An 11,055-nucleotide genomic window follows, 5' to 3' on the forward strand; every position below is an offset into this window, starting at 1 on the left:
TTGACGCTTCACTACCGCTAAGGAACCACGATCATGTCGTTACGATTGGGAGTCTGTTACTACCCCGAACATTGGCCCGAGGCCATGTGGGAAAGCGATGCCCAGCGCATGAAGGCGCTCGGCATCAAGCAGGTGCGCATCGGCGAATTCGCCTGGAGCCGCATCGAGCCCTCGCCCGGCGACCTGCGCTGGGACTGGCTGGACCGCGCCATCGAGGTGCTGGCCAGCCACGGCCTGGAAGTGGTGATGTGCACCCCGACCGCGACCCCGCCCAAGTGGCTCATCGACCGTCATGACGACGTGCTGGCGGTGGATGCCAACGGCCGCGAACGCGCCTTCGGTTCGCGCCGCCATTATGATTTTTCCTCGGACTCCTACTACGAAGAATCGCAGCGCATCGTGCGCCTGCTGGGCGAACGCTACGGCCAGCATCCGGCGGTGACCGCCTGGCAGCTGGACAATGAATACGGCTGCCACCAGACCGTGGTCAGCTATTCGCCCTCGGCCCAGCGCCGCTTCCGCCAGTGGCTGCGCCAGCGCTATGGCAGCATCGATGCGCTCAATACCGCGTGGGGCACGGTGTTCTGGAGCATGGAATACCGCAGCTTCGACGAGATCGATGCGCCCGTCGGCACCGTCACCGAGGCCCATCCCTCGCATCGCCTGGACTATCGCCGCTTTGCCTCGGACGAAGTGGTGCGCTACAACCGCATGCAGGTCGAGATCCTGCGCCCGCTCTCGCCGGGCCGGCTGATGGTGCACAACTTCATGCAGATGTTCCTGGAGTTCGATCACTATCCGGTGGCCGCCGACCTTGATGTGGCGACCTGGGACAGCTATCCGCTGGGCGCGCTGGAAGTGATGTGGTACGACGCCGAGACCAAGGCCCGCTGGCTGCGCACCGGCCATCCCGATTTCGCCAGCTTCAACCATGACCTGTATCGCGGCATGTCGGCCCAGCCGTTCTGGGTGATGGAACAGCAGCCCGGCCCGGTTAACTGGGCGCACTGGAATCCGGCCCCGCTGCCGGGCATGGTGCGCCTGTGGAGCTGGGAAGCCTTCTCTCATGGTGCCGGCTGCGTCTCCTACTTCCGCTGGCGCCAGTGCCCGTTCGCGCAGGAGCAACTGCACGCCGGGCTGAACCGTCCTGACAATCGTCTCGACGTGGGCGGCACCGAAGCCGAACGCGTGGCCCAGGAAATCATCGCGGTGGAAAACGCCAGCGGTGCTTTGGCCCAGCCGCGCGGCAAGGTGGCGCTGCTGTTCGACTACGATGCCAAGTGGCTCTTCGAGATCCATTTCCAGGGCATCGATTTCGAATATGCGCATTTCGCCTTCGACTATTACTCGACCCTGCGTTCGCTCGGTCTGGATGTGGACATCGTCCCGCTCAATGCCGATCTGCAAGGCTACGCCATGATCGTGGTGCCGCCGCTGCCCATCGTGCCGGACGACCTGCCGGGCCGCATCGCAGACAGTGGCGCGCAGGTGGTGTTCGGTCCGCGCAGCGGCTCCAAGACCAAATCGCTGCAGATTCCTTCGACCCTGCCGCCGGGCCCGCTGCAGCAGTTGCTGCCGATGCGCGTATGGCGCGTGGAATCGATGCGCCCCAACGTCAGCGAAACAGTACGGTTCGGTACGGAACAAGGCCAGGCCCGTTACTGGCGCGACCTGATCGAAGCCGATGGCGACGGCCTGCAGACCATTGCCACCTTCGCTGACGGCCATCCGGCCATCGTGCAGAAGGAGCGTGCGCACTACCTGGCTAGCATCTTCGACGCCGGGCTGACCACGCACTACTTCGAGCAGGTGGCGCGCGCCGCCGGACTGGCTCCGCAACGTCTGCCGGAAGGCCTGCGCCTGCAGCAGCGCGGCGGCCTGCAGTTCGCCTTCAACTATAGCGACGCACCGATCGCGCTGCCACACGCCGACGGCGCGCAGTTCCTGGTCGGACAGGCAGCGCTGGAACCGCAGGGCGTGGCGATCTATCGTCCGCGCACGCAAGGATAAGCAACACGCCGGCCTCACTCTGGAAGACAGCACGGCGGCTGCGGCAACCGTGCATGAGCAGGCGACAGAACCTGCAGGAACCTGGAAGAACCTGGAATATCCACGACACAGCCGTATCAACTTTTTAGAACTTTAAGACTTTATAAACTTTATAAACTTTATAAACTGTTTAGCGGTTTGAATGGTTTCAACTGTCTGAACCAAACATTCGGAGACAACAATGAAGAAAATGATGCGCATGACCGTGATCGCCGGCTGCCTGGCCGCCTCCGCCGCCTGGAGCGCCGCCGCCCTGGCCGGCACGCTGGCCGTCAACATCGCCTACAAGGGCGCCGTACAGCGCACCGTGTGGCAATCCACGGTCGATGAATTCAAGAAGGCCAACCCGGACGTCGACGTCAAGGTCTCCTTCATCGAGGAAGAAGCCTACAAGGTGCAACTGCCGGGCTGGCTCTCGACCCAGGCCCCGGACATCATCAACTGGCACAACGGCGAACGCATGGCCTTCTATGCCAGCCGCGGCCTGCTGGAAGACCTGAGCGAAGACTGGAAGAAGAACGGCTGGGACAGCACCTACGCCTCCACCAAGGAAGCCTCGTCCTGGCAGGGCAAGCAATACTCGGCACCGACCGTGTATTACTCGTGGGGCATGTTCTATCGCAAGGACCTGTTCAAGAAGGTCGGCATCGCGGCCGAACCCAAGAGCTGGGATGAATTCCTGGAGGCCTGCAAGAAGCTCAAGGCCGCCGGCATCGCCCCCATCGCCGTCGGTGGCCGTGACGCCTGGACTCTGGCCGGCTGGTTCGATTACCTCGACCTGCGCATCAACGGCAACGCCTTCCACCAGCAGTTGATGGCCGGCGACGTCGCCTACACCGACCCGCGCGTCAAGAAGGTCTACACCGCCTGGAAGAGCCTGATCGACAACAAGTATTTCATCGACAATGCGCTGTCCTATGACCTGGATGGTGCCCAGCCCTTCCTGTTCCAGGGCAAGGCCGCCATGATGCTGATGGGCACCTTCATCGCCAAGGGATTCCCGGCCAAGCTGGCACCGGAGATGGGTTACTTCCAGTTCCCCATCATCGATGCCAATGTGCCGACCGCCGAGGAAGGTCCGACCGAATCCATCCACATCCCGGCCAAGGCCCGCAACAAGACCGATGCGCGCCGCTTCATCGCCTTCGTCGGCACGCCGGCCATCAGCGCCAAGCTGGCCGATGGCCTGGGTTCGCTGCCGGCCAACAGCAAGTCGCCGGCCCCGGCCGATCCGATCTCGCGCATCGGCTTCGAGATCCTCTCCAACGCCAAGGGCGGCATCTCGCAGTTCTATGATCGCGACATGACCAAGGAAATGGCCGATGAAGGCATGAAGGGCATGCAGAAGTTCGTCAGCGATCCGACCAAGATCGATGACGTGCTCAACGAGCTGGAACAAAGCCGCAAGCGTATCTACAAGAAGTCCTGATCGTCGTTGTTGATGCCTGGCTGGTCCAGGCAGTCCATCCGGGCCATTCCGCCTGCCCCGTGCAGCAGCGGAATGGCCCGCAGAAAAAGAAGGAGACCCCGCCATGCTAGCGCCCACATCCGCCGCGCAGCCGCCTGCGACCCAACCTGCTGCCACGCCGGTCTCCGGCCCGCAGCGCAGTGCCGCCCGCCGCAATCGCGCCGCCTTCTGGTTCCTGGCGCCGGCCTGCGTGATGACGCTGGTCTACGTGCTGTACCCGATTCTCTATACGATCTATCTCAGCTTCTTCAGCTGGGATGGCATGACCGCTCCCAAGTACGTGGGCCTGGCCAACTACATCGAACTGTTCCATGCGCCGACCTTCTACACGGCCTTGAAGAACAACGTGCTGTGGCTGCTCATGTTCCTGCTGGCCCCGCCCATGGGCCTGGCCATCGCGCTCTACCTGAACCAGAAGGTGGCCGGCATGCGGGTGGTGAAGTCGCTGTTCTTCGCGCCCTTCGTGCTCTCGGGGGTGGTGGTCGGGCTGATCTACAGCTGGTTCTATGACCCCAGCTTTGGCCTGCTGTCGCTGATCCTGGGCCAGGGCGTGCCGGTGCTGGGCGATGCGCGCTATGCCACCTTCGGCATCATCTTCGCTGCCCTGTGGCCGCAGACCGCGTATTGCATGATCCTGTTCCTCACCGGCCTCACTGCCCTGAACCATGACCAGGTGGAAGCCGCCCGCATGGAAGGGGCCAAGGGCTGGAGCATGCTGCGCTACGTGATCCTGCCGCAGTTGCGTTCGACTACCTTCATGGCCTTCGTGGTCAGCATCATCGGGGCGCTGCGCAGCTTCGACCTGATCTCGGTGATGACCAGCGGCGGCCCTTACGAAAGCTCCACCGTGCTGGCGTATTACGCCTATGACCAGGCCATCAAGTATTACCGCCAGGGATATTCGGCGGCCGTGGCGGTGACGCTGTTTGCCATCATGCTGGTCTACATCATCTATCAACTGCGCCGCATGCTGCGCGACGAACGCTGATCATCCGTCGCCGCACGTCCATCGCCCAACGTTCAAGAGAAAAGAGAGATCGCCATGTTCCCCATGCCGATAGAAAAATGGAAGCCGATCAACCGCGCGCTCTACCGGGCTTCGCTGCCGGTGGCGCTGCTGATCTGGCTGCTGCCGATGCTGACCGCGCTGGTCACCTCGATCCGCTCCAACGATGAACTGATGGCCGGCAACTACTGGGGCTGGCCGCAGGACTTCGCCATGCTGGAGAATTACCGCGAGGCGCTGACCGCCTCGCCCATGCTGCATTACTTCTGGAACAGCTGCCTCATCACCATTCCCTCGGTGATCGGCGCGATTTCGCTGGCGGCCATGGCCGGCTTTGCGCTGTCCACTTACCAGTTCCGTGGCAACACCGTGCTGTTCGCCACCTTCGTGGCCTGCAACTTCGTGCCGCAGCAGATCCTGATGATTCCGGTGCGCGACCTGTCGCTGTCGCTGGGCCTGTTCAACACCATCACCGGGATGATGCTGTTCCATATCGCCATGCAGACCGGATTCTGCACCTTGTTCCTGCGCAATTTCATCAAGCAGCTGCCCTTCGAGATGATCGAGGCGGCGCGCATCGAAGGGGCCAGCGAGTGGACCGTGTTCTATCGCATCGTGCTGCCGCTGATTCGCCCGGCACTGGCCGCGCTGGCGGTGCTGGTATTTACCTTCGTATGGAATGATTACTTCTGGGCGCTGGTGCTGACCCAGGGCGATGACGTCGCCCCCATCACCGTGGGCGTGGCGGCGCTGCGCGGACAATGGACCACGGCCTGGAACCTGGTCTCGGCCGGCTCCATCCTGGCGGCGCTGCCCTCGGTGATCCTGTTCTTCGTGATGCAGAAGCAATTCGTGGCCGGGCTGACCTTCGGGGCAAGCAAGGGCTGAAGGATCGCGGCCCGCGCTTACTGCAGGGTCGCGACGCCCGCCTCGGGCGTTTGCGGTGGTCCCGGGGGCGGCACATCGGTGTGGATCATGAGTACCGTGCAAAGGCGTGCAGTCGTGCCATTCTTGGCCAGCTGCGCGCCTTTGCCGTTGTAGATCTTGCCGTTGCCCATGAAGACGCCATCGATCTTGAAGGTCCACGAATTGGCCGGGTTCTCCAGCCGGTAACCCATCCCGGCCAGGCTCAGGGATTCGCCGGAGATGGTGCCGGACATGACTTCTTCGGCGAGCTTGGTGCGCCGCTTGATGATCACGCGGTTGCCGTCCACCTGGGCATTGAAATTGGCCTGGAAGGGCTGTGAATCCTTGTTGAAGCGATTGGCATCGCAGGACATGACAGCGCGCCAGCGACCGTCCGGCGGGCTCGGCTCCGAGCTGGCCGTGCCCCCGGCGATACCGGCAGAGGGCAGCACTCCCAGCTTGCCACCAAGAATCACGGTGATGGAATCAGGGTAATCGAAACCGGCACCGCTATTGCGGTCGATGGCATAGCCGATCAACCCGCCTGCAAGCACATTGCCCCAGACGTTGGTATTGGCACGGGAGACTGCTTTCTGTTGTCCGACCACGCCATCTTTGGCGCATTCGACCATCAGGTCGGCAGTGCTCTTCTTGATCGTCACGCTGCCGGGTGTTTTGACAAACCATTGACCCGCATCGTTGGTCAGGGTGCAACTGGCCCCGGAAATGATCTGGTTGCCCTGCGTGGCCTGAACCGAAACGGGTTGCGTCTGCGTGCCCGTGATGGAGGCACAACCGCTCAGCAGCAAGGCTGCCATGCATACCAGCATTCTCAACATGAAATCCCCGATGTTCCTTGCGCGCCCGCGCGTGTTGTCGTTATCGTTGCCGCATCCCTCGATGGCGGGCCTCAGGCCTGCCATCCAGCGAGAATATAGCCGAGCTGCGCGTCGCGTGACTGACGAATCACTGACAGGAAAAAGAAAATATTTCAGCTGAAATACGCGCGTGGTTTTTTGACATACGGCCGTGATGGCAGCGGCGCACAATGTCTCCATCGACACCGCAACCCAAGGAGAACATCATGCATACCACCACCCTGCGCCTGGCCGTATTCATCGGCATGTTGAGCATGACTGTCGAGGCCCACGCCGGACGCGGCGGGGCGATGCTGTTCAAGGACCTGACGCGGCTGTTCAGCCACCTGTTCCACCAGTACACCGGTGGCTGAACTGCGCGATCCTCAGGGCTGGGCCGCCTGCTGCGGCGGTGCGTCCAACCCCACGCCCATGGCTTGGTACAGCGTGGCCGTATCGTTCATGCGGCTGGCCGTAGCGCGGATCTCCCCCAGGCGGGCATTGAGATATTGCCGTTCCCCGGCCCGCGCAGCACTGGCCGGATAAGCGCCCAGTTGCGCGCGCCGCTGCGCATTGCGCCAGCCCTGCTCGGTGGCCGCGCGTGCCGCCGCCGAGGCCTGCAAGGCGTCGGCATCCTGCGTCAAGGCCACCAGACTATCGGCCACGTTCTGGAAAGCATTCAACACGGTCTGGCGATAATGCGCCTCGGCCGCGAGGTAGGCTTCCTTGCTGGCATCGCGCTTGGCGCGCAGGGCACCGCCATGGAACAGCGGCTGCGTCAGCGATGCGCCCAGACCCCACACGGCTCCCGCACCGCTGGTGGCCTTGGCCCAAGAGAAACCGGACTGGCCGAACGATGCGCTGATGGACAGGCTGGGGAACATCTCCGCTGTCGCCAGCGCCTGCTGTGCGGCCGCCACCTTCAATGCGGCGTCGGCCGCGAGAATGTCGGGGCGCTGTTTCAGCAATTCGGAAGGCACCGTCATCGGCACCTGCTCGGGCAGTTTCAGGCGCGTGATGTCGAGATCGGCCGGCGCGGCATCCGGCGTGCGGCCCATCAGCACCGCCAGCGCGTGACGTGCGCCCTGCCATTGCGCTTTCAGGGCGGGCAGGCTGGCGCGCAGCGATTGCGCATTGGCGCGCGCGGACAGGACATCGTCATTGGAGACGGCACCGAGCGCCAGACGCCGCTGCAATTCCCCCACGTCGGCATCGGCCAGCGCCACCAGGCGCTCGGTGTCGGCCACCTGCGCGCGCAGGGAGGCGGCATTGATGGCCGTGATGACCACATTGGCCGCTACCGCGCGGCGTGCCGCATCGAACTGGTAGGACTGAGCATCGACCTGGGCAGCCAGCGCCGAGTTGGCGAAGCGCTCCACGCCGAACAGGTCGAAGGTATAGCTGGCGCGGATCTGGCCGGCGAAGACGTTGTACAGGTTGGTGGTCGGGCCAAGGTTGGGCAGACCCAGGGCGCGCTGACGCTGGGCCTGGCCGACCGCGTCGATGGTCGGCCACAGCGATTCATCGATCTGCGCACGCAATTGCAGGCGCGCACTGGCCAGGTTGCGGTCCGCCTCGGCCAGCGAATGATTGCTGCGCAGCGCCTCCTCGACCCAGGCGGACAAATCCGCAGAACCAAAGGCGCGCCACCATTGCGGCACGCTGCGCTGGCCCAGTACGAAGGTCTGGCGCGCCTCCTGCGGACCCAGCGTGGCCGGGGTGGCCTCGGCGGCGTAGTGGACCGGTTGCGGCATGGCCGGTGCTTCGCCGGTCGGGCCCAGCGCGCAACCCGACAGCAGCAGTGCGGCGGCCAGCGCCAGAGGGCGCGCCTGCGGGGCGAACATCAAACGAACGGCGCTCATCAGTGGCTCCCTTGCGCGGCGTGGTCGCGGTGATGGGTTTCATCCGGCTTGACCCGGTAGCACAGCGCATACAGCGCCGGCAGGTAGAACAGGGTCAGGATGGTGGCGATGGTGATACCGCCCATCAGGGCAGTGGCCATCGGACCGAAGAAGTTGCTGCGCAACAGCGGAATCAGCGCCAGCACGGCCGCCGCCGCAGTCAGCGTGATCGGACGGAAGCGGCGCACGGTGGCACCGACGATCGCATCGAAGCGGCCACGTCCTGCGGCGATGTCCTGCTCGATCTGGTCCACCAGGATCACCGAGTTGCGCATGATGATGCCCAGCATGGCGATGGTACCCAGCATGGCGACGAAGCCGAAGGGCTGGCCGAACAGCAGCAGTGCGCCCACCACGCCAATCAACCCCAGCGGTGCGGTCATGACCACCATCAGGGTGCGGCCGAAACTCTGCAACTGCACCATCAGCAACAGCAGCACGGCAATGATCATCAGCGGCATCTGCGCCGAGATTGAGGATTGCGCCTTGGCATTCTCTTCCACGGGTCCGCCGACGTCGATGCGATAGCCCACCGGCAGTTCGCCACGCAGCGCATCAAGCTTGCGGTTGACGTCATTGGTGACGTCGATGCCCTGCACGCCGGCGCGCACGTCAGCCAATACGGTGATCGTCGGTTGGCGATCACGCTCCCAGATCACGCCGTATTCCAGCGTATTGTGGAACTGGCCGAGCGCGGCCAGCGGCACCGGGCCGTTGGCGGTCGGCATGGACAAGGTGGCCAGGCGCGACGGATCAACCCGCTCGCTGCGCGGGGCCCGCAGGTCGACGCCAATGAGTTTGTCGCGTTCGCGGTATTGGGTCACCGTGAAGCCCGACAATTGCATCGCCAGGAAATTGGCAATCTGCTGGCTGCTCAACCCCAGTTCGCCGGCACGCTTCTGGTCGATCTCGAAAGACACCGAACGCTGGGCCGGTTCATCCCAGTCGAACTGGATGTTGGTGGCGCGGCTCTCCTTGCGCAATTCAGCCGCCACCTGTTCGGCGATGGCACGCACCTTGGGAATCTGTTCGCCGCTGATGCGGAACTGCACCGGGAAGCCCACCGGCGGGCCGTTCTCCAGCCGCGTCATGCGCGTGCGTGCCCCGCTGAATTGCTTGCGCAACGGCTCTTCCAGCGCGCGGGCCAAGGCCTCGCGATCTTCCACCGACTTGGCGGTGACCACGAATTGCGCAAAATTGGGACTGGCCAGTTGCTGGTCCAGCGGCAGGTAGAAGCGCGGCGCACCGACCCCGACGAAACTGACCACGTGGTCGATCTGCGGGCGATCCTTGAGCAGCGCTTCCATGCGCACCGCCTCGCGCTGGGTGGCTTCAAAGGAGGCGCGCTCCGGCAGGTGCAGGTCGATCAGCAATTCAGGGCGGTCGGAGCTGGGGAAGAATTGCTGCGGCACCAGCGCAAAGGCCGCCAGGGAAGCGATGAAGAGCACCGTGGTGGCAATCACCACGCGGCCGCGGAAGGCCACGCACCAGGCCACCGAGCGGCGCAGCCAGGTGTAGATGCGGGTCTGGTAGATGGGATGGTCGTGGTCTTCCTCATCATGGCCGGCATGCGGATTGGCGGCGATCTGTTCATCGGTGAGCGCGCCCGGCTTTTCCTTGAGCATGTGATAGCCCAGCAGCGGAATGAGCACCACCGCCGCCAGCCAGGACAGCAGCAGCGCAATGGCCGATACCTCGAAGATGGATCGCGTGTATTCGCCGGTCCCCGACTTGGCCAGCGCAATCGGCAGGAAGCCGGCCACCGTCACCAGAGTGCCGGTCAGCATCGGGAAGGCCGTGCTGGTGTAGGCGAAGGCCGCGGCGCGGCGGCGGTTCCAGCCCTGTTCCAGTTTCACCGCCATCATCTCGACGGCGATGATGGCGTCATCCACCAGCAAACCCAGCGCCAGCACCAGCGTGCCCAAGGAAACCTTGTGCAGGCCGATGTCGAACAGGTACATGAACAGCGACGTCACCGCCAGCACGATGGGAATCGAGATGACCACCACCATGCCGGTGCGGATGCCCAGCGATACCAGGCTCACCACCAGCACGATGGCGACCGCTTCGGCCACGGCTTCCAAAAAGTCATCTACCGATTTTTCCACCGCATGCGGCATGCTCGACACTGCCGTCAGCGTGAGCCCGGCAGGCAGGCGCTTGCGCAATTGTTCAGTTCGCTCGTCCAGCGCCTTGCCCAGGCGGATCACGTCGCCGCCCGGCTGCATGGTCACGCCGATGCCCAGCACTGGCTGGCCGTTGGCGCGCATCTCCTGTTCCTGCGGTTCGTCGTAGCCACGCGTGATGGTGGCGATGTCGCCCAGGCGGAAGTTGCGATTGTTGACGTGGATGATCTTGTCTTCCAGCGCGCGCAAATTGTCGAACTGGCCGGTGGGACGCACGTAGACACGGTCACTGCTGGTGGTGATGAGGCCACCCGGCACCACCGCATTCTGTCCGCCGATGGCATCGGCCAGTTGCTGCGGGCTGATGCCCAGGCGCGTCATGCGGGTGTTGCCGATGTCGATGTAGATGCGCTCCTGGCGCTCGCCGAAGTAATCGATCTTGGCCACGCCCGGCACATGCAGCAGTTCGCCGCGCAGCTGGTCGGCATAGTCGCGCAGTTGCGCAGGCGTGAAGCCATCGCCGGCCAGGGCGTAGATGTTGGTGTAGACGTCCCCGAACTCGTCATTGAAGTACGGGCCCTTGACACCCTGTGGCAAGGTGGCCGCAACGTCGCCGACTTTCTTGCGCACCTGGTACCAGGTCTGCGGCACCTGCGAGGCCGGGGCCGTGTCCTTGATGGTGAAGAAGAGCTGCGACTGCCCTGCGCGCGAATAGCTGCGCAGGAAATCCACATCGGGCGAG

General features: G+C 63.8%; 8 protein-coding genes. 5 read left to right on the forward strand and 3 right to left on the reverse strand.

The window, feature by feature from the left end; all coding sequences use genetic code 11:
* Positions 1-33: 33 nt before the first annotated feature.
* The 4 genes from B3873_RS22215 (at position 34) to B3873_RS22230 (ending at position 5,411) form a co-directional block, all read left to right on the forward strand.
* Positions 34-2,010, forward strand: a complete 1,977-nt coding sequence (locus B3873_RS22215; protein WP_286869121.1) for a beta-galactosidase — start codon at positions 34-36, stop codon at positions 2,008-2,010.
* A gap of 220 nt (positions 2,011-2,230) precedes the next feature.
* Entirely contained in the window at positions 2,231-3,478 is a 1,248-nt protein-coding gene (locus B3873_RS22220; RefSeq protein ID WP_051057388.1) for an ABC transporter substrate-binding protein, read from the forward strand.
* A 103-nt stretch (positions 3,479-3,581) separates the two neighbouring features.
* On the forward strand, positions 3,582-4,505 hold the full coding sequence (locus B3873_RS22225) for a carbohydrate ABC transporter permease (protein WP_034331164.1): 924 nt from the start codon (positions 3,582-3,584) through the stop codon (positions 4,503-4,505).
* Between the two features lie 54 nt (positions 4,506-4,559).
* On the forward strand, positions 4,560-5,411 hold the full coding sequence (locus B3873_RS22230) for a carbohydrate ABC transporter permease (protein ID WP_039789561.1): 852 nt from the start codon (positions 4,560-4,562) through the stop codon (positions 5,409-5,411).
* 17 nt (positions 5,412-5,428) lie between these two features.
* Here B3873_RS22230 and B3873_RS22235 read toward each other — a convergent pair whose 3' ends face one another.
* A complete protein-coding gene (locus tag B3873_RS22235; RefSeq protein WP_286869123.1) occupies positions 5,429-6,478 on the reverse strand; it encodes a hypothetical protein in 1,050 nt (349 codons plus the stop codon).
* A 35-nt stretch (positions 6,479-6,513) separates the two neighbouring features.
* Here B3873_RS22235 and B3873_RS22240 point away from each other — a divergent pair, with 35 nt between their 5' ends.
* Positions 6,514-6,660, forward strand: a complete 147-nt coding sequence (locus B3873_RS22240; protein WP_158601263.1) for a hypothetical protein — start codon at positions 6,514-6,516, stop codon at positions 6,658-6,660.
* 12 nt (positions 6,661-6,672) lie between these two features.
* On the opposite strand, the gene B3873_RS22245 is transcribed toward B3873_RS22240, so the two are convergent.
* Together B3873_RS22245 and B3873_RS22250 are read right to left on the reverse strand one after the other, a co-directional pair.
* Positions 6,673-8,148: an efflux transporter outer membrane subunit gene (locus tag B3873_RS22245; RefSeq protein WP_209533771.1), complete on the reverse strand. Its 1,476-nt coding sequence runs from the start codon at positions 8,146-8,148 to the stop codon at positions 6,673-6,675.
* On the reverse strand, positions 8,148-11,055 hold a 2,908-nt coding region (locus tag B3873_RS22250), incomplete at its 5' end, for an efflux RND transporter permease subunit (RefSeq protein WP_286869126.1). The genes B3873_RS22245 and B3873_RS22250, both read right to left, overlap by 1 nt.

Source organism: Herbaspirillum sp. UBA812, assembly GCF_002296545.1.
GTDB classification, from domain to species: Bacteria; Pseudomonadota; Gammaproteobacteria; order Burkholderiales; family Burkholderiaceae_D; genus Herbaspirillum; species Herbaspirillum huttiense.

Coding starts and splice junctions, on each gene's coding strand:
- B3873_RS22215 (WP_286869121.1), top strand. CDS start 34: ATGTCGTTACGATTGGGAGTCTGTTACTACCCCGAACATTGGCCCGAG.
- B3873_RS22220 (WP_051057388.1), top strand. CDS start 2,231: ATGAAGAAAATGATGCGCATGACCGTGATCGCCGGCTGCCTGGCCGCC.
- B3873_RS22225 (WP_034331164.1), top strand. CDS start 3,582: ATGCTAGCGCCCACATCCGCCGCGCAGCCGCCTGCGACCCAACCTGCT.
- B3873_RS22230 (WP_039789561.1), top strand. CDS start 4,560: ATGTTCCCCATGCCGATAGAAAAATGGAAGCCGATCAACCGCGCGCTC.
- B3873_RS22240 (WP_158601263.1), top strand. CDS start 6,514: ATGCATACCACCACCCTGCGCCTGGCCGTATTCATCGGCATGTTGAGC.
- B3873_RS22245 (WP_209533771.1), bottom strand. CDS start 8,148: ATGAGCGCCGTTCGTTTGATGTTCGCCCCGCAGGCGCGCCCTCTGGCG.